The organism is Pseudomonadota bacterium, from assembly GCA_026388215.1.
Lineage (GTDB): Bacteria > Desulfobacterota > Syntrophorhabdia > Syntrophorhabdales > Syntrophorhabdaceae > JAPLKF01.
On sequence record JAPLKF010000219.1, the window covers coordinates 1 to 23,084 of the forward strand.

The window sequence follows — 23,084 nt, forward strand, 5'->3', positions numbered from 1 at the left end:
TCGGTGTGGGCATGTTTTCTCCCTTCGGTCTATCTACTGAATGGCCAAAAGGTTGGGTTGGCAGATATATAAACACCTTTGCTGAAATAAGAACCACATACATAAATCCTGTAATTGCGTATAGAGTAAATAACTATCTCTCTTTTGGTCTTGGCCTCTCTTTTGTGAAAAGTTCGGTAACAATGAAGAATGCGATAGACTTAAGTCTCTGGGGGGCGCCGGATGGTATTGCAAAACTGACCGGTGATGGAGATGGAATTGGCTATAATGTTGCTATCACACTAAAATTGCCCAAACAATACACGGTTTCTTTTACATACAGAAGCCCCACGGAGATTAAATTCAATGGAAAGGTACGTTTCTCTACAAATCCCCTATTAAAACCATTCTTTCCAGACGGTAATGCCTCTACAAAAATCACATTTCCATTTGTGGCAGTGGCAGGTGTTTCAAAAAACATAGGTCCGTTAACCATTGAAGGGGATATCCTCTATACAGGTTGGTCCTCGCTCAACAGTTATAAAGTAAAATTTGACAACGGTATGCCTGACCGAGAGGACAAGTTTTTATAACCCCCTGTAATTAAACCTAATCTGTCTGAATCATTGAACAATTCCATGCTATATGTTATCATGGAACATCACAGAAAATCATGTGTTTTAAGCATGGTATGGACACCTATTGGTCACCAAAAAGGGGTGTAAAAAAAGCCTGTGTAAGGTACTTGTTTTAGTTAATGAGTAAAAGAAATAATAAGATTATCAGGATATGGTACCCTCATCCATTTTCCATTGAACTCAGGGAATGGGTCATCGATTTGAAACCAGGACAAATACATAAATTGGTAATCCAAAGGCTTCGAGCACGCACCAATCTCATTCATAAGACAAGGGACATTCTTTTATCAAAGAATCTTAGCCTTGAAGAAGTTGTGGAGGCGATACAAAGCACTATCCATCTCGTAGAGCGTTTAACGATTAAAAGCCCAACTATAGAGGTACCCGAGCAGGGGAATAGACCCGTCAAGCTCCTTTCAGATGAATCGGGAGAAGTTCCTTATTATGGTTCATTCCCTTATGGTCATCCCACTTTCTTAGAGAAGTTTGATCTCGATGTAAGGTGGAATTTTGTGGAGAGGTTTCTCAAAGATTTCTATAATCCTACCCCAAGACACTTACATCTTTTAGACGAACAGGATGATGTTGTGACAGAATTCAAGGTAAGAAAAGATGATGCTGATTACCTGCGCAGCCTACTCCAAAAATGGGAAGCAGAAGAGAATAGAATCCAGATAGCAGGGACCCAAATTAGCTTTTCCCGAAAGACGACCAATAGATTAACTGAAGCCAAAACACCCACAGAACTAAGCTACCTTATCCTCGCTGCTTTCCATCAAACCAACACCCGAAATATTAAAGAGATGCTTCATAGGGCCAGGCAGGAGAAGCAGATCGTAAAATCCTGGTCCCTTTACGATGACTATATCCACGAAGAAAAATCCCCCGTTTCAAAACTAATCGACCTGCTCACATCTTAATCGCCCCCTTAAAAAAGTCACGGGGTACCCCCCAAAAAATAGTGACCTGGTTTCCTTGACGATTTGCATAACCTCATTATAAAAAGTATCCAAATGAGGAGGTTGCCAATGGCGAAGGTAAGGCTTTATACAGGACTTTATGTGTGCCCTACATGTACAGATGAGTATGAATGCACACGCGTCTTTAAAAGGGACCTTGTCTGCCAGAGATGCGGAAAAAGGCTAATTGTATCCAACGGATTAAAGGTCTGGTCGAGACAGTGGCCCACTTCAAGGATGTTAGTAAAACAGAAAAAGCGTGCTGGTGTTTAGATGCTTCCACAGCTGATGAATATCAAAGAGTGTTCAGAACGACTAAGGGTCCCGATCGGGACGCTTAGAAACTGGTGTTCTCAGAAGATGATTCCCTACCTCAAGGTCAATGGTCGATGCCTTTTTGACCCAAGAGAGATCGAAAGATGGCTTGAGGGTTCGGTGCATCGGGAGGAGGACCCTAACGATTATAGGTTTTCACGTAGGGGGGCGAGGGTCACCCATCCAGCCACTAAGGGCCGAACGCCCTTTGCAAGGGCAGAGGTAAAAATAAAAAACCCCCAGGATATGAGGGATCCCAAGGGCAGAGAGAGATGAGCCTCCTTCTTAATCGGCTCATTTTGTTTATACCACGGGGGGCATATTAAGGCAATGAATAATTCTATGACTTACTCCGATCAAAGAAATACAGAAGTTGGCTATGGCTACTTTGCTGGGTATTCTTATCCAGAGCTGTTAGACAAATTCAGAAACCTCCGCGACCAAGGTATTAAGCCTGAAACCATTTTTGCCTTTAATGATGAGAGAGAAAGGAGCTTTGCCCTGTTTAAATATCCAAGGGTAATAAACTCACTCAGGAATGCACCTTCTGTTATCTATTCAAGGAAGGCAACAAAATGAAGGATCAGTACTTCCCCGCTTTTATCGACCAGGTAAAAGAATTAAACGACATCGTCCAGGTCATCAGCACATATATCCCCCTTGATCACCATTTCATGGCCATCTGCCCCCTTCACTCAGATAAAAAACCAAGCCTACGCGTCTACCCCAACACCCAGTCCTTTTACTGCTTCGGCTGTCACGCCGGGGGCGATGTAATCAATTTCATCATGCTCCACCAGGAAATCCCTTTCTGGAATGCCCTCACTTTCCTCGCCGATAAGGTAGGACTAACAGTGCCAACCCCCGATCAAAAAGATTTAACTACGATTCAACAGGACCGAATAATTGAGGACATTTTGATTCATACTGTGCAATACTATCATTCCACGCTAACCCCAGAGGTTAAGGAATATCTTATTAAGGAGAGAATGATCTCCGAGGACATCATTGAAAGATTCCTTATTGGTTATGCAAAAGGAGGATTGAAAAGGCATTTAATTAACACCTGTAAGCACTCCATCGAAGATTGCCTTAAGGCTGGTGTTCTCATCAACGACCAGAATAGCGGTACCCGTGACTTCTTTTACCATCGTATCACCTTACCTTCTTTTAAATACGGAAGAGCCATAAACATTTCAGGGCGCATCTTTCCTGAAGGAGATCCTAAATACATCAACCTTCCAGGAAGACCTATAGATCTCTATAACCAGGATTCCTTACGATCCAAAAAGGTCATCATTACCGAGGGAATCTTTGATTGCCTCCGGGCTGTTCAATATGGGTATCCAGCTGTGGCACTTCAAGGAGCGATGATATTCAAAAAGGAATACCTTAAACTGTTTCAGAATGCAGAGAGGGTTTATGTCTGTCTTGACGGAGACCAGGCAGGAATTGACGGGATGAAAAGGATAGGCTCACTATTAGAAGATAAGGCAAGACTTGTTTTTCTACCAGACGGAAAAGACCTTGATGAATACCTGAAAGAGAATGGCCGGGATAAGTTTCAAGAGCTACTATCGTCTTCTCTAGATCCCATTGAATATGAAATTTCACTCATTCCTGAAGACACAAAAAGGATCGATCTCCATAAGAAGCTCGAACCAATTCTCCAGAGGATCTCCAAGAGGCCAAGGACACAACAAGAGGCACTACTAAAAGAGGACATCCAAAAGAGATTTAAATTAACCAGTAAAGAGATTGATTTATATCGGAGGGAGATTAAATCGGTCCCAAAACATGAGAACAATGTAGAAACACAACATGCCCCTGATGAGGAATTTAAAGCGGTTTTCCCTGGTTTGGTTGACCTCGTGGAATACGAAGGTCAACCAGCTTATCTGATTAAAGAAGTTAAAACCTTTTCAATAGAGAAAAGCGTGGCTATTGATGGGAAGGTCTTCTTCCCACCCACAAAAGATCAGATCCCCTTTTTACTCCCAGACGGGGAAAGGGTGCGTGCATTTATTGAGGATAGCAAAGAAACTGATCATTTGCTTTATGATGATATTTTGGAACAGTTTATAAGGATGTTCGAACTTCCCTCAAACAAACACTACGATCTTCTGGCCCTTTGGCTAATGCATACATATCTTATGGAGAAGTTTGAGTACTCGCCACAGCTTTGCTTTTTCGCAACCGATACCAGGGGAAAATCAACAACGGGTCAAGCCCTTATATATATGGCTTATCGTGGAATTTACGTCGAGAATGTTAGGGAAGCCTTTATTTTCAGAATGGCTGAATATTTTGGGACTACTATCTTCTTTGATATCTTTGACATATGGAAAGACATAAAGAGCAGCCAGAGTGAAGACGCCTTCTTGCAACGTTTTCAGCGTGGGGCTGTCGTACCCAGAGTAATAAACCCAGAGCTTCCTCCATTTGAGGATATACGATTTTTTAAGATATTTGGTCCTACTATATACGCCACCAATGAGGCTACTCACAGAGTAATGGAGGGCCGTGGAATTGTCATCAATATGCCTAAAACTGACAGGGTATTTAAAGAGAAGCCTACCAAAGAAGGGCTACTAACATATAAAGAACGCCTTGTAGCATTTAGGGCAAGACACCTCGATGATGTTCTACCTGATGCTGAGAGCATATCTTTACACAGATTGGGAGATATCCTTGGCCCTCTGCATAAGATCCTAAAGCTGGTCTGCCCTGAAAGGGAACAGATACTTTTGGACCTTACAAAAGAACTTGAGGAGGAAAGGAAGATGAATAAGAGCCAATCACAGGATGCAAGGATCATTGAGGCGATCATAAACCTTGAGTCAACGGTTGAAAGAGGGGAGCTTTCCAATAAGGCAATCACAGAAAAGTTTAACGAAGAATTGCTCGAGAAGTTCAAACTTCCTCCCGAAAGAATCGGAAGAAGAATCAAGGCCCTCGGTATCCCTACCAAAAGGATTTCTGGGGGTAGAATGGCTATCATTTATGATCCGACACAGATACGCGCATTAGCAGAGGAGCACGGGGTTATTTTACCCTCATAACCTTCATAACCTTCACAACCTCCCCTCTTTTAAGTGAAGGAAGTGAAGGAAGTGAAGCAAAAAGGTGCACGCCTAGCCCTTTTCACACACACTTTTCACATGTTCACAAAGTAGGGTAAAAAGGGTCTCGCTCGTTGGTAAGAAACAAGTCTAAACATGGTCTCGCTCGTTGGTAAGAGACAAGTCTAAAAAGACAGTTCTAAAAAGGCAGTTCAACGACAAAGCAAAAGGCGCCTGCGGGCGGCTTGCCTTTCGGGCTTCCAGCCCACGCAGGACAAGCTTCTTGCTAATTCGGCATAGAACAGCCTCAGAAGCTGCGAACAATTTATAAGGAGCTCCTACTTCGGCAGAGAACAGCCTCAGAACTCGCAGCGCACACTCGCTACGCTCCGTTGCGCTACATTGCTAACCGGAATGACAAAACGCCCCTGCTCATGTATTCGCTAAGTCCAGGACAGACCTACGCTATAAATATTAAGTCGATAGAATTTTCGCCCTTAGACCACGTGCTACTTACGCAAGACAAATTTATACTTAAGAGCTGCGCTTTGCGCTCGTATAAATTTCACTTACTCAGTAGCACAACGGGCTCTATTCTTTATCGACTAAATTTTTATAGCTCTTTACTGCTCATGTATTCGCTACTTCTAAATCTGGTTTACAATCTAAATCAAAAACAAAGCAAAACTTAAAAAAGTACACGCCCCGCCGAGAGAAACCATAAGAGAAACCCGAGAAATTGACAGAACAAATGCCGGTACAGGAGCGTTTCGAGTCTCACGCACCGTCTATATCCTGGGGTAGCCCCCCCCATATTCTCGAATAAAACAATAGTGCCTCGAATATTTTTACGGGGAGCTACCAACCGACCAGGATATAGACGAGATCGTGCGTGAGACTCGAAACGCTCCTGAATATTATAAAAGCGATGTTCTGTCAATTTCTCTCTCGGCGGGGAAAAGAGCAATACTAAACCATTGAGGCATTAAGAAATATCAATCACAGAGCAAATGTGAGGGCGTTTTTTTTCGACTATTCCTTTGGAATGGCCTCAGAGCATGGTTTAAGAGAAAAATCATTCCTTAGCCAAATATGAAGGGGCTTTTGAAAAAAAGCATCACTGTCCATGTATTCACTAAATCTGGTTTAGAAAAAACAATTCACAATCTGTTGAAAAGACAAAAAAGATTAACTGAGGCTTTGCATGACGCACAGCAACAGGTGAGAGGTTGAAAAAGGATTTATGGTTTTTTGAGGAGAGATTCATGGAAGGAGAATGGAAGTTTGATTACCCACTACATCTACTACTGTTCAGTAGTGGCTTGTTATTGAAAGCAATGATTACGAGTAGAAACAGAACGTGTGCGGCACAGACGAAGCCATTGGTTTTAATCCCCCGTTTGTGTCATGGTTTTTTATAATACAAACATTGCTTCATCTTCAATTGCTCTTTTCCTTAGGCTAATTTCGCCGCATTCCCAAGAACCAGTGAGGCCCCATACCGTCCTTTAGCACAATTCAGTTAACGGCTTAAGGTTTTTTAGGTGGTTTCGGTGGCTCCACTGGTTTTAATGGTTTAACTGGATGACCTTGATTTGGAGGCTGATATCCAGCATCCCCTGGAATTTGTGTGGGCTGATAACCTCTTTTTGGCGGTTGATAGCCCTCATGAATAGGTTTCTTTTCGCTCATGTTTGTCCTCCTTCTGAAATGTATTCAAAAAGTTCAACTGCTGCGATTTCACTCGAAATTATGATAATTCCCGCTGTCTGCTCTCGTGGCCGCTCAAATCCTCCATGCTCATTTACCACCCACGTTTCTTCCAGATATATTTGCTCCTCTTCTGGTGCACTCGACGTAAAAGACTCACTCCCGTACTTTCCCGCAAATTTTGTTCCATCTTTGAGCGTGACTATGATCCAATACCACTTACGTCGACTAAAAACGTAATCCCACGGCTTGCCCGTGGGGTGAGGAATATTTTTCTGGAATAATTGGGTTGAACGTAGTCTATGCCAGCAATATGCCCAGACAACGGGAAAGAAAAAGAGAACCAGAAGATAAAACATCGCGTAGAGGTATTGATGGGCAGTATGCCAGTTGTTTATCTCAACCAGATAAATGGCCCATGAGAGTAGAGCATAGTTGATACAGCTGAAGGTAACCGCGTCTATAACTTGTTTTGAGGATTTTCGCCATTCTCCTGGAGACAAGAGATCGTACACCTTGATACTGATGAACCCAGGAATAGCAAATGCAATAAAGATGATGAGTTTATCAATTTCCCATATATTCATATCTTGCTCCCATTAGCCTACAAGTCATCTCCAATTGTATGTAACATCTTTATTCTATTATGATATTGCACTCAATAAATGTCAATAAGATTCTATATTTTTAACCATTGCCATTTGAAGTGTTGTATGTTAAGGGAAAGAAGGAAAAACAACGTTATAGGAAGAACTAAATAAAAGTTGCACTGTTTTCTTCATCTTTTTTACCTCCAGTAATCCTGAATCGGGGAGAGGTATCGATGGGATTATTTTCTTTGCCCGTTAAAAATAATCCTTGACAGAAGATAGTGTTAGATGTATCATTAATGACATTGATGATATTTTGTATGTTAATAGAAGAGAAAGGAGGGTGGACGGGTGAGAAAGAAGAGAGAAAATAAGAAAAGGAAATTAGCTATCCTGATGGATGAAGAGTGCTATCGGGAATTGAAGGTAAGGGCAGCGAGAGAGCTTAAACCTCCCGGGAGATTGGTTGAGGAGTGGGTGGAATCCTGGAAGAAAATAAAGAAATAGCTTATGCGAGAGGGCCGAGATAAGAAAGGGGGTTATGGAAATGAGCAAGAATGTTCTTTATTACGGAGATAATTTAGACGTTCTGCGGCGGCACATCAAGGAAGAGAGTATGGATCTTATTTACTTGGATCCTCCTTTCAAGAGCAACCAGGATTACAACGTTCTCTTCGCAGAGCAAAACGGAAGCCGATCGGCCGCCCAGATCAAAGCATTTGAGGATACCTGGCAGTGGGACCAAATAGCGGCTCGTGCATACCAAGAAACTGTGGAAATGGGCGGAAATGTCTCTAGAGCGATGCAAGCCTTCAGAACCATCCTCGGGGAGAACGATATGCTCGCCTATCTTGCCATGATGGCTCCGCGACTGCTAGAGCTCCGGCGTGTGCTTAAACCGACGGGAAGCATCTACCTGCACTGCGACCCCACCGCAAGTCACTATCTGAAGATGCTCATCGATTCGGTCTTCGGTCCGACCAATTTTAGGAACGAAATTGTCTGGCAGCGATTCGGCTCCCACAATGACCCCAAAAGGTTCGGCCGCGTCACTGATTCCATTCTATTTTACTCGAAAACGGATAATTACGTTTTCAATCCCATAAGGGGTTCTTATTCTGAGGACCATCTATCGAAGAGATTCAGGCATTCGGACCCGGATGGTAGGAAGTTCTGGCCAAACACCTGTCTCGCTCCCGGCGGGCGAGGGCCGAGCTACGAATGGCACGGTCACGTGAGGAATTGGAGGTTCACAAAGGAGCACATGGCCGAACTGGACGCAAATGGCGAGATTTACTACAGCGCCCGCGGAATGCCGTATCGCAAGAATTACCTCGACTCTCTTCCGGGACAACTAGTTCAAAATCTATGGACGGACATCAAGATGACCAAGAGTGGCTCGGAACGTCTTGGCTACCAGACCCAAAAACCGGAGGCACTATTAGAAAGAGTCATCCAGGCAAGCAGCAATGAAGGCGACATCGTTTTGGACCCATTTTGTGGCTGTGGAACGACTATCGCCGTAGCCGAGCGACTCAAGCGGAAATGGGTTGGAATCGATATTACTCAAGCAGCCATTGTAGTCATCAAGGAAAGGCTCAAGACTCGATTTCGTGATAAAGCCGAATATGACGTAATAGGTGAACCTACAACGGTTCCAGATGCCGAAGCGCTAGCGAAACAAGACCCATATCAATTTCAATGGTGGGCATTGGGCTTGGTGGGAGCCCGTCCCGTAGATCAAAAGAAGGGGAGCGATAAAGGAATTGATGGACGGCTCTATTTCCACGATGATCCTCTGAGAGGAAAAACGAAACAGATCATTCTATCGGTTAAGTCAGGCCATACAAACGTTGCACATGTCAGAGATCTGCGAGGAGTGATTGAGAGAGAGAAAGCTGAGATTGGGGTTCTAATTACCCTAGAAGAACCAACTAAGCACATGCGAGCTGAGGTTGCGGGTGCAGGGTTTTATGATTCACCTTGGGGCAAGAGGTTTCCACGACTACAAATTCTAACAGTAAGCGAACTCTTGGATGGTAAGGGCATTGATTATCCTCCACCCAGCCAGGTCAATGTAACTTTTAAAAAAGCCCCGGAAGCCCGTGAGGGGGAACTTACAGAGCAAGGGGAACTACCATTAAAAGCGAAAAGATCACCTTAAGAGCAGAGACTATTATCGCTTTGTGTAAAGAGACGATTGATGAGATCGAAGAATATAATAATGTTTAAAAAGTCCCTTCCCTTTTTGGTTGTCTTGATCCTCATGCTTCTGATTTCTTTTTCCCATGCGCAAACATATACTGTCAAGAGGGCTGTTGACGGAGACACCCTTCTCCTGGCAAATAAGGAGCGAGTCCGCCTTATTGGGGTAGACACTCCTGAAACCAAGCATCCAAAGAAGCCGGTCCAATACTTTGGTAAAGAAGCCTCTCTCTTCACCAAAGGGATGGTAGAGGGTAAAGAGGTCCGTCTTGAATATGATTGGCAGAGAAGGGACAGATATAAGCGTATCCTTGCGTATGTCTATCTTTTAGACGGTACTTTCCTGAACGCTGAAATTATAAAACAGGGCTACGGGTTTGCCTATACAAAGTTTCCGTTTAAGTATCTGGAAGAGTTTAGAACCTACGAGAAAGAAGCAAGGGAAAACCGTAGGGGGTTATGGAAATGAGTATAGAGGGGGAGGGAGAATAATTAATGGGACCACTGGAGAATCCCGCGAAGGAACCCATGAAGTCCCCAGCGAGTAAACCATTTAACCGGCCCACCCGCCACTCTTTTTATACCACAGTTCATCAAACAAGGGCAATGAAATTCTTAGCCCAGGAGGGATGACATATGGGAGTCTACTTACATCATGGTAAATGGTATATCGACTACTACTACCAGGGGAAAAGGCTTCGTGAGTCAGCCGGAACTAACAAGAGGCAAGCCTTAAAGGCACTCAGTGCAAGATCGGGTGATATTGTACACGGAAAATTCAGGATTGAAGAAGTAAAGCCCACACCCTACTTTGAGGATTTCTCCAAACAATATCTTGAATGGGCAAAGGATAATCATAAGGCGTGGAAGAGTATGGATGCTGTTCGCATCCGAGCCCTCTTAACCTTTTTTAAAGGAAAGCGCCTACATCAGATCATACCCTTCTTAATCGAGGGATATAAATCACTCAGGAAGGATAAGGTTAAACCAGCCACAATCAACCGGGAGCTCACTGTTCTATCTTCAATCTTCTCCAGGGCCGTTGATTGGGGACTTCTAACCGACCATCCAATGAAAGGTGGAAAGGTAAAGAAGCTTAAGGAAGACAGCCTCAAAGAAAGAATCCTTTCTGTAGACGAGGAAAGGAGCCTCCTCGAAAAAGCCCAACCATGGATCAGGGACCGCATAATCGTCGCCCTGGATACCGGCATGAGGCTTGGGGAGATCCTATCTCTAACTTGGGATCAAATTGACCTTTCCGGAAAGATAATTTCCGTAAAACACACCAAGACCGGAAAGGAAAGAAGGGTGCTTGTGACCGAGAGAGTCTACAGAACTTTGATCTCCAGGAAAGAAGAAAACCCCCAAGGGGCAATGGTCTTCCCAAGTGTTAAGGGGAATTCTACCTCCAGAGCGCATACAGCATTTAAAAGGGCCTGCGATAAGGCTGGAATCCTCGGCTTACGCTTTCACGACCTGCGTCACACCTGTGCGACAAGGTTAGTTATTGGAGGCGTAGACATTGCCACGGTCAAAAAGATTCTCGGTCATTCAACAATCCGCACAACCGAGAGATATCTACATCCCTCCTCTGAAGAAGACAAGAAAGCTGTCCGTGTATTAGAATCCGTGGTTGAGAGTAGTCACCATATGGACACCAAGAAAGAAATAGGGTTAAAGATAATTCCTCTAACCACTTGATTTTATTGGAGGCAGTAACCAGATTTGAACCGGTGAATAACGGTATGCCTGAACAATTCTATTATAAAGACTGGTTTAACACCCCGAGCATTGCAATAGGAGCAAATTACCAATGGAAAAAGTCTATAGAGATTAGAGCTGGCTATATGTATGATAAAAGCCCTGTCCCGAAAAAGACACTCGGCCCAGAGCTTCCTGATAATACAAGAAACATATTCACCCTTGGCACAACATACAAAAAAGACCAATTTAAAATAGACTTAGGATATCAGGCTACCTTTTTCAAAAGGGTAAGCTCATCGAGGAGTATCACGGGTCCAAGAGGGACATACAGCAATTTTGCCCATCTGATTCTTTTAGGTTTGACATACAGCAGATGATAATTATACAGCAGTTTTTATAATATTATGGAAAACCTTCATCAAACCCTAAAAAGAGGCTTTTTAAACGGTCTCTCCATAACATATGAAATGGTGAAGGTTATAGTTCCCTTTTATGTCGCAATCGAGTTTGTTAAACATACCGGTTTCCTTAACACGATAAGTACATTATTTAAACCCTTTATGAGCATATTCGGGCTTCCAGGAGAATCTGCTCTCGGTCTTATGGCAGGTTATTTTATTAATCTTTATGCAGCCATTGCTGTGATTACCCCCCTTCAACTATCCCCCAAGGATATGACTGTAATAGCTCTCATGCTCGGGATATCCCACAGCCTTCCTGTTGAAACAGGGGTTACCAAACAAACAGGCGTGAATGCATGGCTACTGCTTTTTGCAAGGGTCACGTTCAGTCTGCTTTCAGGAGTTTTGATAAATATATTATGGAAATTATTTTAGTAGCTCTCAAGGATTCTCTAAGTTTATCCATAAAGTTACTCTTAATCATACTGCCCCTCACAATCTCATATGAATTTTTGAAGCACAAACAGTCCCGGATTGAAAGAAAACGTTTTGCCTTTATCGGCATCACAGGTAGTGGGCTTGTCCCTCTTATTACAGGTATTATCATAGGACTCACATACGGGGCGGGTGTAATCATCCATTCTATACGAACTTCCAATATAAACAAGAAAGAGGCCTTTCTTATACTCTTCTTCCTTTCCATATGTCACGCAATCATAGAAGACACCTTGATCTTTGTGGTTATCGGTGCAAATGGGTTTGTATTGATAGGTTTTAGATTTTTCCTTGCTATTATTCTTACTTACCTGATATACAGGAGTAAGTTACTGAATAATTAATCTCTTTACTTCCCGGGGGAGTTCTAAGGGTTCCAGAGGGAGTTCAAACTGCATTTTGTTTCTCATATCCCTTAAGATTATTATGTTCTTATCTATCTCTTCATCGCCGAGAATAAATACAAAGTCTGCGTGTAAGCTATCTGCATATCGCATCTGTGATTTTAGAGACTTCCCCTCATAGGAATAGCTTAATGATAAACCTTCTCTGACAAAACTATGCACCAACGGTACAAGATATGCCTTTGCTCTTTCACCGACATAAGCGAAAAAATAGGAAGGTTGCTTTGGCACTACTTCCACCTTTGTAAGTAAAGCAAGCCTTTCCACTCCTATTGCAAAACCATATCCAGGAGTCTTGGGGCCGCCCATCTCCTCAACAAGGTTATCGTACCTTCCTCCTGCTATAAAGGCTTTCTGTGCCCCGAGTTCATCTGATGTTACTTCAAAAACCGTCTTTGTGTAATAATCAAGGCCCCTTACAAGTCTTTTGTTGATAGTATATGTGACATGGAATCCTTCCAGGTGCTTTAAAAGCATATCAAAATGTTCCTTGCATGTTGTACAAAGGAAATCAAAAAGCAAAGGTGACTTCTGGCTCACCTCAATACATTGTGTGTTTTTACAATCAAATATTCGTAATGGATTTCGCTGAAGGCGCCTTATACAGTCCTCGCATAATTCATTTTTTTTTGTTTCAAAATAAGAGACAAGTACCTTTTTAAACGCTTCCCTGCATCCCGGGCAACCTACACTGTTTATCTCAATCCCATAGCTACCCACACCCACACCAAGCTCATGGAGTATCAAAGAGATCATCCATAAAAGTTCTGCATCGATTAACGGGTTATCTATACCGAAAACCTCAACATCTATCTGGTGAAATTCCCTAAACCTGCCCTTCTGTGGCCTTTCATGCCTGAACATAGGACCTACAGAAAATATCTTACTAACCCTTTCCTTTGCATACATACCTGCCTGCAGATACGCCCGTACCATACCTGCAGTTGCCTCAGGCCTGAGTGTAAGCGAGTCTCCACCTATGTCAATAAAAGTAAACATCTCCTTTTCCACAATATCAGTTGTATCCCCAATGCTTCTTACAAAAAGCTCTGTTCTTTCAAGCACAGGTGTTTCAATCTCCACAAAACCTAAAAGGGCGAGATATTTTCTTGATACATCCTCTATCTGTTTAAACCTATCGATTTCCTCACCAAGAATGTCTCTAAATCCCCTCAATGTCTTGATTTTTTCCATTTTTTCCCCAAAAAATAAATATCAATTCATTAGTAACATAAATGATATGGTAATTTAAAGCTAAAAATTCTTGGGTAAATATAAGGGAAAGAGATCTAAGTAAAAAGGCCATACTGCCAAATGACAATATGGCCTTTATCTGTATCTGTTTGATGCCTTTTATATTACCAATTTCCTGTCTTCAGATATTCATCTATTGCCGCCGCTGCCTTTCTCCCTGCACCCATGGCCAGAATAACAGTTGCAGCCCCGGTCACTATGTCACCACCGGCGAATACGCCTTTTCGACTCGTTTTACCTGTTTCCGTATCAGCCTCGATATTGCCTGTCTTCCTCAATTTTAACCCTTCTGTGCTCTGGGTCAAGATCGGGTTCGGGCCCTGTCCAATTGCAACGATTACCACATCCACGTCAATTATATGGTTTGAACCCTTAATTTCAACAGGTCTTCTTCTGCCTGAAGCATCAGGTTCACCAAGCTCCATCTTCACACATTCGATGCCCTTCACCCATCCCTTGTCATCACCGACAATTCTAACCGGGTTTGTAAGCAGCCTGAAATCGATACCCTCTTCTTGTGCATGGTGGGCCTCTTCTGCCCTTGCAGGCATCTCATCACGAGAACGGCGATAGATCAAATACACATGCTCAGCCCCTAATCTTCGTGAAACCCTTGCTGAGTCCATAGCTACGTTACCGCCACCTATAACAGCCACCTTGTTTCCTACCCTCACAGGGGTGTCATATTCAGGGAATAGATAGGCCTTCATCAGGTTTGAACGGGTAAGGAATTCATTCGCAGAATACACACCATTCAGGTTCTCCCCGGGTATGTTCAGAAAATAAGGCAATCCAGCACCGGTACCTATAAAAACAGCATCATATCCCTGAGTGAAAAGCTCGTCCAGTGTCACGGTCTGGCCAACAATCGTATCAACCTTTATCTTTGCTCCAAGTTTTGCAACATAATCTACTTCCCGCTGAACAATGCTCTTCGGCAAACGGAACTCAGGAATTCCATAGACCAGAACACCACCTGCCTTATGAAGTGCTTCAAAAACTGTTACTTCGTGTCCTTTTTTCGATAATTCTCCCGCAACGGCTAAACCTGCAGGGCCGGCACCAATAACCGCCACCTTTTTTCCCGTAGGTTTAGGAAGCTCTGGAACACGAACATCACCATGCTGTAACTCATAATCAGCGGCGAAGCGCTCCAGGCGGCCGATTGCAATGGGCTGACCCTTCTTCCCGAGTACACACTTACTCTCACACTGTGTTTCCTGAGGACAGACGCGGCCGCATACAGCTGGCAGGCTGTTCGTTTCTTTGATTATATGGATGGCGCCCATGAAGTCGCCTTCTTTAACCTTCTTTACGAAAGCAGGGATAGTTATATTTACAGGGCAACCTTCAACACACGGCATGTTCTTACAACTAAGGCACCGGGAGGCTTCACGAATCGCATTTTCCCGGGTGTATCCTAATGCCACCTCGTTAAAGTTTTGAATCCTGAGTTTTGGATCCTGTTCAGGCATACGTTCTCTAACCTTTGTCTTCTTTAACTGTTTTGCCTGAAATTCCAATTTGCACTGATGGTCCCATAGTGCACGCCGTTCCTCGCGGTTGTACATCTTCTGACGCAATATCAGTTCATTGAAATTAACCTGATGCCCGTCAAATTCCGGACCGTCCACGCACACAAATTTGGTCTCATTACCGATCGTAGCCCGGCAGCAACCGCACATACCTGTACCATCAACCATAATAGTATTGAGGCTTACTATTGTCTTTAAATTATGGGGACGGGTCACATCAGCCACAGCCTTCATCATGATTACCGGACCAATCCCGATCACAAGGTTAATCCTTGTCTTTTCTTCTATCAGTTTTTTTAGGATATCCGTCACAAAACCGTGATGACCGTAAGACCCATCATCTGTTGTGACATAAAGCTTATGGCTTACTGCCTTCATCTCCTCTTCAAGTATAAGCATCTCTTTACTACGGGCACCAATAATAGAAATAACCTCATTTCCTGCCTCAAAAAGTGCTTTTGCAATCGGGTATACAGGGGCAACACCAACACCACCTCCGACACAGACGACTGTCCCGAATTTTTCAATGTGGCTCGGTTTGCCCAATGGGCCGACCACATCTAAAATCGCCTGACCTTGCTCAAATTTCTCCAGTTTGCGGGTTGAAGAACCAACTGCCTGAAATATAACCATTATAACACCTTCTTCCCTATTGAAGTCTACCACAGTTAATGGTATCCGCTCCGCATAATCGTCTGCCCTTAAAACCACAAACTGCCCGGGTTTTACCTTTTTCGCTATATCCGGCACATAGAGTTTAAAAAGTGTAACTGACGGCGCCAGCTCAAGTTTCTCAACTATTTCATTAAGTTTAAGTTCTCTTGCCATAATTTCTCCTTTTCCAAATTTTATCCCTCATATATTAACTACCCTTTATTCCCTCTTTTTAATCGGAAACTTAATTGTGAAGGTGGTACCCTTATCTACCTTGCTATCCACTTCAATACGGCCAAAATGTGATTCCACAATCTTTTTTACAATTGTCAGCCCCAGACCCGTCCCTGTTGTATATCTTGTCTTGGGTCCAGATACCCTATAAAACTCATCAAAAATGTAAGGAAGATTCTCTTCATCAATTCCGATACCGGTATCTGTAACCTTGATATCCAAAAAATTTTTATTCGGTTTGGCACTCACCAATACCTTACCCCGTTTCACGTTATATTTAATCGCATTGGAGATGAGATTGGTAAATAATTGCTCCATTTCAGACCGGTCAGCCTCGATAAGGGGCAAAGACTCAGGGACATCCACCTGAAACTGAATTTCCTTAGCCTCACCCTGGTTTTTCAACAACTCCACTGTATTTGTGATGATACCTGAAATATTCAGCAATTCCTTCTTTCGCTCAACCCGTTTAGATTCTAAACGGCTGAACTGCAATAGATCATTTACCAGTTCAAGCAAAGAATGGGCTCGTTGTTTTGCCCGTTCGAGCATCTGACGATTCATCTGTGGGTCATTTCCAGCTGCACCGGTCAGATATGCCGCAAGATACCCCTCAATAGCCGACACAGGTGCCCGTAACTCGTGAGTAACCATCGATACAAACTGTGACTTTATCTGATCAATCTCCTTCAAACCTGTTATATCCCGTAAAGTACTTACAACACCTAACTCCTGTCCGCTTTCATCCCTTATAACCGACACGTTGACCATCAGGGCTCGTGATTCTAACTGGGGCAACTCTATCTCCTCAGAAATGGTTGTGTAACGTAATGAATCAGGAGAAAAGGCCTTATTAATAATTTCAACTAAAGCATGTTGGGGAATAATTGCACCTATATCTTTACCCGTTTCCAGCTGTTCGTCCAGGTTAAGCATCCTGATTGCTGCAGGGTTCCATAACACAAGCTGGTGCTCCCGGTTTATAACCAGAATACCATCAGCCATTGAATTTACTATTGTATGTATCTTCGACTTCTCATTGACCACTTCAAGCAGCTTTTGATCCCTTTCCTCCATAAGGCGCTTCGCCTGGAGACGCAAACGCCTCTTTTCCAGGCCACGGCTCACAACCGCCAGTAACTGGTCAGGGGTAAAGGGCTTCGGGATATAATCATATGCACCGTGCTTCATTGCATCCACGGCGGTTTCTATCGTAGCAAATCCGGTAATAACGATCATAATAACTTCTGGATCAAACTGTCTTACCTGCTCCATCAATTCCAATCCACCCATTACAGGCATCATAAGGTCAACCAGCAAGAGGTCGTATGGCTTGGTTTTAACCATCTCCAGCCCTGCCTTACCATCCTCGGCTGTATCCACAGCATAACCCTCAGGCGCTAAAATTCTACGGCACCCTTCGCGGATCCCTTTTTCATCATCAATAACTAAGATGTTTGCTACTTCACCCATTCACTACTCACACAATCATTCGTTTTCTTTTTGTGCCTTTGCAAGTAGATCATTAATCCTTTTTACCAATTCATCAGGCATTAAAGGCTTACTCGCATAACCATCGGTTTTCATCCAGTATCCGTCAAGTTCCTGAGAAAAATCCATTCCGGTCTCGCTTGCCACTGCTGTGAGCATCAAAATCGGTATATTTTTATAGATCGGATCTACCTTTAAAGCTTTGGCAAAACCGAAACCGGTATCGTGCTTTTCCATCATCAGATCAAGCACAATCAGGTCTGGCTCTTCAAATCTGACCTTATCCAACCCTTCTCGACCCGAATATGCAACAACTACCTCGAAACCATTGTTCTCGAGGACAGCCTTATTCAGGTCAATAAAATCAACATCGTTATCAACAAGTAAAATTTTTGTTTTTTTGCTCATGGCTTCCTCTCCCTAAGCTTGTATTTTGAAACAACAATCTATCTGTTTTTGTTCCCTCTCCTTGTTCCTCCTCTTCAGCAGAAATTGGTAAGGAAACAATGAAGGTACTTCCTTTTCCTAATTTTGTTTCAATATCTATCTTCCCTGAATGTCTCTCAATAATTCCATAGGAGATTGCCAGCCCCAGCCCGGTTCCTTTTTCTTTTGTCGTAAAAAAAGGATTAAAGAGTTTACCCATGATCTCAGGTGGAATACCAGGGCCTGTATCCTGTATCTTAACCTTAATCTGTTTCTTTTCCTGAATTGTACTGATTACCAAGTTCCCCTTCCCCTCCATTGCCTGGGCTGCATTTAGGATAATATTAAGAAATACCTGTTTAAGCTGCGTCGCATCGGCAAAAATGGTGGGTAGATTCTGGAAAAACGATTTCTTAATCTTAATGTTATGGAACAGAGACTGATTTACCAAAAGCCCGAGAACATCCTCTAATAGCTCATTGATATTCGTTAAACCAGGTCTAAGTTTGGTTTCCCGGGCAAAACTGAGTAGACCCTGAACAATCTCCTTTGTCCGGTTGGCCTCACTCAAAATCAATTCTACATCTTCCCGTCGCGGGTCATCCTTTTCTAAGCCTTTTAATAAAAGATGGGTATAAATGGTGATAGTTCCTAAAGGATTATTAATCTCATGGGCAACGCCTGCTGCCAGCTCTCCTAAGGCGGCTAATTTTTCCGTCCTGATGAGCTGAAACTGTGCCTGTTCCAACGCCTGATGAGAAAGTTGCAGTTCACGGTGAGATCTCTCCAGTTGCTGATAGATCTTTTTACTCTGTTCCAAAAGGTAAGGCAAACAGTATTCTGCCTCTGCTATACCCTGAGCCACAGCGATTGCTTTATCACGACACGTAGGATATCCACAGGCCCTGCAGTCAAGGTTGTAATTTGGCGGTAACTTGCCTATTTTTTTAAGTATTGTCCTTATCTGTTCTTCAGTGGGTATTGGCAGTTTCTGTTCCATGTTCTGAAACTCGCGGTGCAAATCAATTCCCTCGTACTGATCCAGCTCAGCTATGACATTGGCGACATCCTGCTTATTCATTTCTGCCTTGGCATAGCGTGTCACTATTTGACGCCTACCGAGAACAGACAACTCACGGTCAACAAAAGGGCCATCAACACATCCATCACAATATACAAAATCCAAAAACTTTGCCTGGATATAGCCGGCTGCTAACTGATTAAGCGCTCCCATGACACGTCTACGACCGTATGCCACGCTTATCTCATCAACAAGCACATCAAAGTTTGTACCCATACTCCGGTTCAATCCACCAATCACCGAGGTCACCCTCGCCAGAAAAGGTCTCGGACCATCAAATTCAGTCTCCTCGAGTTCCCGTCTTTCAATACCAGCTTCATCAATCAATTTTTTGACATCCCGGAATGTAATCACCTCGTCTATTGCAGAAGCAACCTCAGGGGCGACTATCTCTCTCATCTGAGCCAGACATGGGGTTATATATATCATCTTCCACTCCGGGCTCTTTACCTTTCGGGCAACCCTGCCTATCGCAATCATGGGAGAAACAAGTGGTGCAATATTGGGAATCAACTGGGGAAGATATTTTTGAATGTAGAAAACAATTACCGGGCAAAAGGACGAAATTAAAGGCCTATTAATTCCCTCATGGAGGAGTTTTCGATAAGCCTGGCTTACGAGCTCAGCCCCGAATGCACCCTCCCACACCTCTGTAAAGCCAATCTTCTTCAAGGCAGTTACTAATTGTCTCGGCGTACCCACATCCAACACTGCCGGGAAGGCTGGATCAAGACAAGCAATCGTCTTTTCATTATCAAAAAAGAATGCCTTTACCCGATCCAATGCATTTTTATAACTAAATGCCTGTTGAGGGCAGGCTGTGATACAACTCCCGCACATCACACAACGTTCAGGGATAATTTCAATATTGTCTTTTTCAAGTTTAATAGCTTTAGCAGGACAAATCTGGATACAATAAGAACATAGACGGCATTTGCGATTATTCACGTTGATATCATATGAATTTTGTGTCTTATCGAGCATTTAACTCTGCCTTTTGTCCATCCTAAATTATTTTAAAATCAAGGTGGTTAAGGACATATTACACCAAAATACAGCGGCCTGTCAAAGTTGTAAAAAATCTCCTTAAAGGCTTTGTGATAATATGCACAAGGTAAAATGAATTGTCAAGACAAAAAAAAGGGTTATGACCTGGATAATTGACTGTATGTTCATTAAATAATTTTTTTATAAAGGTTCATTTAATGTCTTGACATGGCAAACAAAAATATTTAAAAATAAACAATATATATTAAATAAATAAAGGGAGGTTACAAATTATGAAAAAGGTCATATTAATTGCTCTTGTATTGTTAGTTAGCGTTGCTTTTGTGACAACTGTTTTTGCTCAGGAGAAAGCAAAGGCTGCGCCGGAGAAGGCAAAGGCGGCTCCTGCAAAACCAGCAGTGGCTCCTGAGAAGGCGAAGGCGGCTCCTGAGAAGACAACGGCACCTGAGAAGGCTGCGCCAGCACCAGAAAAGGCTAAACCAAAAGCTAAAATACCTGGCTTCGTTGGTATCGTGGCAAATGTTGACACTGCAGCAAAAACTATTGTTGTAAAGGATAAAGAAAAGGTTGTTACCTTCGATGTATCGAACCCAAAATTCAAAGGTTATAAGAATCTGAATGAAGTCAAGGTGGGTGATAAGGTTGCTGTTGCATACACAAAGGATGGCACAAAGGTAACCAAGATTGCTGGAAAACCAACGGTTGCAAAAAAGGCAGCCCCAAAACCAAAGAAAGAAAAAGCCCCTAAGGTTGAAGCAGCAAAACCTGAGGCAAAACCAGCAGCTCCTGCAAAACCAGCGGAGCCTGCAAAAAAACCAGCACCATCAAAGAAGTAAAAATGGGGGGGTCTTTCCCCCCTTATTTTTTTTAAAATCATCCAAAAAAACCAACAATACAATTCTCCAAATTATCACCTGAGATAACTTTTAATACTAAGATGCATCCATTTGGCAACTTTCAGGCTGAACCTAAACCTTAACCTTTGATTGCAAATCAGTATAAAAAAGGGCTATTTATCTCTCACGATTTCGACAGAAACTCGTGAATGGACCTTGCAGCCTTTCTGCCGGCACCCATAGCAAGGATAACAGTTGCTGCACCGGTCACAATATCCCCACCTGCCCAGACCCTGTCCCTCGTGGTCTTACCTGTTTCAGGGTCAGCCACAAGGGTCCCGTGCCTTGTTGTCTCAAGCCCTGGTGTAGTAGACGGGACTAATGGGTTTGGGCTATTTCCGATGGCACAGATTGCTGCATCCATGGGTATCCTGAAGTTTGAATTCGGAACCTCTATAGGCCGCCTTCTTCCAGAGGCATCGGGTTCTCCTAATTCCATACGGATGCATTCAATCTCTCTTAACCAACCGTTTTCATCACCAATATATAGAACAGGGAGTGTCAACATATTAAAAATAACACCCTCTTCCTCTGCATTTTCGCTCTCTTCAAGCCGGGCAGGGAGTTCTGCATGTGAACGTCTATAAATAATCCTCACTTCTTCTGCCCCCCTGCGGAGTGCTGTTCTCGCAGAGTCCATCGCCACATTCCCACCCCCAACAACTGCCACACGGTAATGTCTCTTCACCGGGGTGGAGGACATGGGGAAACGGTATCCCTGCATGAGATTCATCCTTGTAAGATACTCATTTGCCGAATAGACACCATTTAAATTTTCACCAGGAATATTCATGAACCAGGGAAGTCCGGCACCTGTCCCGATGAATATGGCATCATATTCTTTTAATAGTTCGTCGATTGAGCGTGTTTTTCCAACAACATAATCAGTGATTACCTTAACCCCTAACTTCTTTAAATATTCAACTTCCCTTGCAACAATTGCCTTTGGAAGCCGGAATTCCGGAATACCATAGGTCAAAACACCACCAGCTTTATGGAGTGCCTCAAAGATTGTAACATCATAACCAAGCAGAATTAAATCACCGGCAACTGTGAGACCCGCTGGCCCTGAGCCAACCACTGCCACCTTTTTGCCGGTAGAGCTTGCCCCTGGAGGTATTTCAATATGGCCTTGAGAGGCTTCCCAATCGGCAAGAAATCTTTCTAACCTCCCTATCGCGACTTCAGCACCTTTGTTTTTTAAGATACACTGAGCCTCGCACTGTGATTCCTGGGGACAGACCCTTCCACTTACTGCAGGAAGACAGTTCTTTTCTTTGATCCTTTTAATGCCACCGGCAAAATCCCCTTTGTTCACAAAGGAGATAAAACCGGGTATATCAATTTCAACAGGACAGCCGGTTATGCACCTCGGTTTCTTACACTGGAGGCAGCGGCTTGCTTCTTTTACTGCAAGCCCTCTTTATGGACTACTGGTTTAGGTTCACTATGTCTGAAAAATAAGACCTCCTCCTCAAGATACGCTTTTCTACGAGACAGAAATTCCTTCCAATCCACCTCGTGACCATTAAACTCAGGACCATCAACACAGGCAAACTTCATCTGGCCACCGACTGTTACACGGCATACACCACACATTCCGGTTCCATCAATCATTATCGGGTTCAAGTTCACAACCGTTGGAATCCCGAGGTCTTTTGTCACCTCCGATGTGTGCGCCATAAGGTATGTACATCCATTTACTATAATTCTGTCTGGAGGTTTAGGCAGGCCGTTGATAATATCTGTCAGACGGTTGATATGACCCTTCATGCCTAAACTCCCGTCGCGGGTTATATTAAAAATCTTATCTGCCAAATGGACAAATTTATTAGCCCAATATATGAGATAGGAGCTCCTTGCTTCAAAAACCATAAGGACCTTGTTTCCTGCCTTTTTCAACTCTTTTACAACAGGATACATACTTCCAATACCATAACAGCCACCGATACACATCACCGTGCCAAATTGACCTATTTCCGTTGCATTCCCTAATGGCCCAACACACGTTGGTATTGTATCCCCATCCTTGAGACTTGCAAG

The 23,084-nt window shown here is 43.3% G+C and carries 22 protein-coding genes and 1 pseudogene; 14 read left to right on the top strand and 9 right to left on the bottom strand.

The window, feature by feature from the left end:
- The 6 genes from NTU69_11055 to NTU69_11080 all read left to right on the top strand — a co-directional run.
- A partial coding sequence (locus NTU69_11055; protein ID MCX5804048.1) for an outer membrane protein transport protein occupies window positions 1-572 on the top strand: 572 nt, incomplete at its 5' end.
- A gap of 164 nt (window positions 573-736) precedes the next feature.
- Complete coding sequence (locus NTU69_11060; GenBank protein ID MCX5804049.1) at window positions 737-1,537, top strand: hypothetical protein; 801 nt, start codon at window positions 737-739, stop codon at window positions 1,535-1,537.
- Window positions 1,538-1,645: 108 nt separating this feature from the next.
- Window positions 1,646-1,849 carry a hypothetical protein gene (locus NTU69_11065; protein MCX5804050.1) on the top strand — a complete coding sequence of 68 codons (204 nt, stop codon included), beginning with the start codon at window positions 1,646-1,648 and terminating at the stop codon, window positions 1,847-1,849.
- On the top strand, window positions 1,850-2,167 hold the full coding sequence (locus NTU69_11070) for a helix-turn-helix domain-containing protein (protein ID MCX5804051.1): 318 nt from the start codon (window positions 1,850-1,852) through the stop codon (window positions 2,165-2,167).
- Window positions 2,168-2,221: 54 nt separating this feature from the next.
- The gene (locus NTU69_11075) at window positions 2,222-2,470 is read left to right on the top strand and encodes a hypothetical protein (GenBank protein MCX5804052.1); all 249 of its coding nucleotides are present in this window, start codon (window positions 2,222-2,224) and stop codon (window positions 2,468-2,470) included.
- Window positions 2,467-4,953: a CHC2 zinc finger domain-containing protein gene (locus NTU69_11080; GenBank protein MCX5804053.1), complete on the top strand. Its 2,487-nt coding sequence runs from the start codon at window positions 2,467-2,469 to the stop codon at window positions 4,951-4,953. Before NTU69_11075 ends, NTU69_11080 begins: the two co-directional genes overlap by 4 nt.
- 1,530 nt (window positions 4,954-6,483) lie before the next feature.
- Here NTU69_11080 and NTU69_11085 read toward each other — a convergent pair.
- Both NTU69_11085 and NTU69_11090 read right to left on the bottom strand, forming a co-directional pair.
- On the bottom strand, window positions 6,484-6,645 hold the full coding sequence (locus NTU69_11085) for a hypothetical protein (GenBank protein ID MCX5804054.1): 162 nt from the start codon (window positions 6,643-6,645) through the stop codon (window positions 6,484-6,486).
- Window positions 6,642-7,250, bottom strand: coding sequence for a DUF6338 family protein (locus NTU69_11090; protein MCX5804055.1), 609 nt, complete (start codon window positions 7,248-7,250; stop codon window positions 6,642-6,644). The genes NTU69_11085 and NTU69_11090 overlap by 4 nt, the downstream gene beginning before the upstream one ends.
- A 354-nt stretch (window positions 7,251-7,604) precedes the next feature.
- Between NTU69_11090 and NTU69_11095 the strand changes: the two genes are divergently transcribed.
- The 7 genes from NTU69_11095 to NTU69_11125 all read left to right on the top strand — a co-directional run bounded on the left by NTU69_11095 (window position 7,605) and on the right by NTU69_11125 (window position 12,402).
- A complete protein-coding gene (locus tag NTU69_11095; GenBank protein MCX5804056.1) occupies window positions 7,605-7,760 on the top strand; it encodes a hypothetical protein in 156 nt (51 codons plus the stop codon).
- A 40-nt stretch (window positions 7,761-7,800) separates the two neighbouring features.
- The gene (locus NTU69_11100; protein MCX5804057.1) at window positions 7,801-9,417 is read left to right on the top strand and encodes a DNA methyltransferase; all 1,617 of its coding nucleotides are present in this window, start codon (window positions 7,801-7,803) and stop codon (window positions 9,415-9,417) included.
- A gap of 39 nt (window positions 9,418-9,456) precedes the next feature.
- Complete coding sequence (locus NTU69_11105) at window positions 9,457-9,927, top strand: thermonuclease family protein (GenBank protein MCX5804058.1); 471 nt, start codon at window positions 9,457-9,459, stop codon at window positions 9,925-9,927.
- Between the two features lie 167 nt (window positions 9,928-10,094).
- The gene (locus tag NTU69_11110; GenBank protein ID MCX5804059.1) at window positions 10,095-11,159 is read left to right on the top strand and encodes a tyrosine-type recombinase/integrase; all 1,065 of its coding nucleotides are present in this window, start codon (window positions 10,095-10,097) and stop codon (window positions 11,157-11,159) included.
- Window positions 11,160-11,191: 32 nt separating this feature from the next.
- Window positions 11,192-11,539 carry an outer membrane protein transport protein gene (locus NTU69_11115; GenBank protein MCX5804060.1) on the top strand — a complete coding sequence of 116 codons (348 nt, stop codon included), beginning with the start codon at window positions 11,192-11,194 and terminating at the stop codon, window positions 11,537-11,539.
- Between the two features lie 27 nt (window positions 11,540-11,566).
- Window positions 11,567-11,998, top strand: coding sequence for a nucleoside recognition protein (locus NTU69_11120; GenBank protein ID MCX5804061.1), 432 nt, complete (start codon window positions 11,567-11,569; stop codon window positions 11,996-11,998).
- Window positions 11,983-12,402 carry a nucleoside recognition protein gene (locus NTU69_11125; GenBank protein MCX5804062.1) on the top strand — a complete coding sequence of 140 codons (420 nt, stop codon included), beginning with the start codon at window positions 11,983-11,985 and terminating at the stop codon, window positions 12,400-12,402. Before NTU69_11120 ends, NTU69_11125 begins: the two co-directional genes overlap by 16 nt.
- Here the strand turns inward: NTU69_11125 and hisS are convergent.
- From hisS to NTU69_11150, 5 genes are all read right to left on the bottom strand, one after another.
- Window positions 12,388-13,656, bottom strand: coding sequence for a histidine--tRNA ligase (gene hisS, locus NTU69_11130; protein ID MCX5804063.1), 1,269 nt, complete (start codon window positions 13,654-13,656; stop codon window positions 12,388-12,390). The two genes, NTU69_11125 and hisS, sit on opposite strands and share 15 nt — an antisense overlap.
- Before the next feature lie 164 nt (window positions 13,657-13,820).
- Window positions 13,821-16,079 carry a bifunctional dihydroorotate dehydrogenase B NAD binding subunit/NADPH-dependent glutamate synthase gene (locus tag NTU69_11135; protein ID MCX5804064.1) on the bottom strand — a complete coding sequence of 753 codons (2,259 nt, stop codon included), beginning with the start codon at window positions 16,077-16,079 and terminating at the stop codon, window positions 13,821-13,823.
- A gap of 45 nt (window positions 16,080-16,124) precedes the next feature.
- Complete coding sequence (locus NTU69_11140; protein ID MCX5804065.1) at window positions 16,125-17,612, bottom strand: response regulator; 1,488 nt, start codon at window positions 17,610-17,612, stop codon at window positions 16,125-16,127.
- Between the two features lie 15 nt (window positions 17,613-17,627).
- Window positions 17,628-18,038: a response regulator gene (locus tag NTU69_11145; protein MCX5804066.1), complete on the bottom strand. Its 411-nt coding sequence runs from the start codon at window positions 18,036-18,038 to the stop codon at window positions 17,628-17,630.
- Complete coding sequence (locus NTU69_11150) at window positions 18,007-20,121, bottom strand: ATP-binding protein (protein MCX5804067.1); 2,115 nt, start codon at window positions 20,119-20,121, stop codon at window positions 18,007-18,009. The genes NTU69_11145 and NTU69_11150 overlap by 32 nt, the downstream gene beginning before the upstream one ends.
- A gap of 296 nt (window positions 20,122-20,417) precedes the next feature.
- On the opposite strand from NTU69_11150, the gene NTU69_11155 reads away from it, so the two are divergent.
- Complete coding sequence (locus NTU69_11155) at window positions 20,418-20,981, top strand: hypothetical protein (GenBank protein ID MCX5804068.1); 564 nt, start codon at window positions 20,418-20,420, stop codon at window positions 20,979-20,981.
- Window positions 20,982-21,165: 184 nt separating this feature from the next.
- On the opposite strand, the pseudogene gltA reads toward NTU69_11155, so the two are convergent.
- Window positions 21,166-22,455, bottom strand: a pseudogene (gene gltA / locus NTU69_11160) (NADPH-dependent glutamate synthase).
- A partial coding sequence (locus NTU69_11165) for a sulfide/dihydroorotate dehydrogenase-like FAD/NAD-binding protein (GenBank protein ID MCX5804069.1) occupies window positions 22,449-23,084 on the bottom strand: 636 nt, incomplete at its 5' end. The gene NTU69_11165 and the pseudogene gltA, both read right to left, overlap by 7 nt.

Excerpts from the sequence above, each read along its gene's own strand:
- NTU69_11105 (MCX5804058.1), top strand. The coding sequence starts at position 9,457 with ATGAGATCGAAGAATATAATAATGTTTAAAAAGTCCCTTCCCTTTTTG.
- NTU69_11135 (MCX5804064.1), bottom strand. The coding sequence starts at position 16,079 with ATGGCAAGAGAACTTAAACTTAATGAAATAGTTGAGAAACTTGAGCTG.
- NTU69_11140 (MCX5804065.1), bottom strand. The coding sequence starts at position 17,612 with ATGGGTGAAGTAGCAAACATCTTAGTTATTGATGATGAAAAAGGGATC.
- NTU69_11085 (MCX5804054.1), bottom strand. The coding sequence starts at position 6,645 with ATGAGCGAAAAGAAACCTATTCATGAGGGCTATCAACCGCCAAAAAGA.
- NTU69_11120 (MCX5804061.1), top strand. The coding sequence starts at position 11,567 with ATGGAAAACCTTCATCAAACCCTAAAAAGAGGCTTTTTAAACGGTCTC.
- NTU69_11145 (MCX5804066.1), bottom strand. The coding sequence starts at position 18,038 with ATGAGCAAAAAAACAAAAATTTTACTTGTTGATAACGATGTTGATTTT.
- NTU69_11075 (MCX5804052.1), top strand. The coding sequence starts at position 2,222 with ATGAATAATTCTATGACTTACTCCGATCAAAGAAATACAGAAGTTGGC.
- NTU69_11060 (MCX5804049.1), top strand. The coding sequence starts at position 737 with ATGAGTAAAAGAAATAATAAGATTATCAGGATATGGTACCCTCATCCA.
- NTU69_11100 (MCX5804057.1), top strand. The coding sequence starts at position 7,801 with ATGAGCAAGAATGTTCTTTATTACGGAGATAATTTAGACGTTCTGCGG.
- NTU69_11125 (MCX5804062.1), top strand. The coding sequence starts at position 11,983 with ATGGAAATTATTTTAGTAGCTCTCAAGGATTCTCTAAGTTTATCCATA.
- hisS (MCX5804063.1), bottom strand. The coding sequence starts at position 13,656 with ATGGAAAAAATCAAGACATTGAGGGGATTTAGAGACATTCTTGGTGAG.
- NTU69_11065 (MCX5804050.1), top strand. The coding sequence starts at position 1,646 with ATGGCGAAGGTAAGGCTTTATACAGGACTTTATGTGTGCCCTACATGT.
- NTU69_11090 (MCX5804055.1), bottom strand. The coding sequence starts at position 7,250 with ATGAATATATGGGAAATTGATAAACTCATCATCTTTATTGCATTTGCT.
- NTU69_11110 (MCX5804059.1), top strand. The coding sequence starts at position 10,095 with ATGGGAGTCTACTTACATCATGGTAAATGGTATATCGACTACTACTAC.
- NTU69_11070 (MCX5804051.1), top strand. The coding sequence starts at position 1,850 with ATGCTTCCACAGCTGATGAATATCAAAGAGTGTTCAGAACGACTAAGG.
- NTU69_11155 (MCX5804068.1), top strand. The coding sequence starts at position 20,418 with ATGAAAAAGGTCATATTAATTGCTCTTGTATTGTTAGTTAGCGTTGCT.
- NTU69_11080 (MCX5804053.1), top strand. The coding sequence starts at position 2,467 with ATGAAGGATCAGTACTTCCCCGCTTTTATCGACCAGGTAAAAGAATTA.
- NTU69_11150 (MCX5804067.1), bottom strand. The coding sequence starts at position 20,121 with ATGCTCGATAAGACACAAAATTCATATGATATCAACGTGAATAATCGC.